Below are 796 nucleotides of genomic sequence, written 5' to 3'. Positions count from 1 at the left end.
ACAAAAGATTGGAACGGATAGTCCGACCGAAGGGAACGCCCAAATTAATTTTTGTTAGGCACTATAAATTATTTGAAATTTATTAATTTATATAGATCATTTATTTTTTTAATAGAATCATTATCTAAATAATATAGGAAAAATAGGTTCTTGTCTATCTCAACAAAACCAGTAATCATATAAGATTTTTCGTTTTTTGATTCAATTAATAAATCAGGTTTATAATCATTGTTAATATCTAGCTCAACCATACCTTTTAAAGCATAAAGCTTTATTCTATCATTTATAATTGAATCGATGGGATTTCCTTTTATATTATAATTTACAATGGGTTTATGTATAAAGAAATCATCTGGAAAGTACATTTCTTCATATTTAGTATTTTCAAAATTATATACATCAGGACTCCGAAAAAATGATATTTTTTTCATCATTCTTTTATTAATTTCGATAATTTCTCCTAAGTTATATATCCTTATGATTGATTTTATTTTATCATCAATTGTTTCAGGATTGTATGTGTAATTTAAATTTACTTGCCTTACTTTATTTGATTTGGAATCGAAATTTACTGTAATATTCTTTAAGTTTTTATCGTCAACAATTGAAAACAAGTGAGAATTAAAAGATTTTAACGATTTAAATTGTGCATTATTTACAGGTGGAACTTTATAATAAAGTTCATTATAAGATTCAAATTGATAATTATTAAAAGTCTTACGAACTAAATATAAAGTATAAGTTGCAGAAAGTACCAATAATATAAAGAATAGAAATATAAATATCTTTTTCATAA

At 23.0% G+C, this 796-nt stretch carries 1 protein-coding gene; it reads right to left on the bottom strand.

Annotated elements, in window-relative coordinates:
* Positions 1 to 68 precede the first annotated feature (68 nt).
* The coding region (locus B2X73_RS03310) for a hypothetical protein (protein ID WP_286496430.1) at positions 69 to 796 on the bottom strand (728 nt) is incomplete at its 5' end.

Source organism: Empedobacter sp. UBA7252 (genome assembly GCF_002472765.1).
Taxonomy (GTDB): domain Bacteria; phylum Bacteroidota; class Bacteroidia; order Flavobacteriales; family Weeksellaceae; genus Empedobacter; species Empedobacter falsenii_B.
The sequence above is the reverse complement of the archived record's forward strand: the minus strand, read 5'-3'. Positions and strand labels throughout refer to the sequence as shown.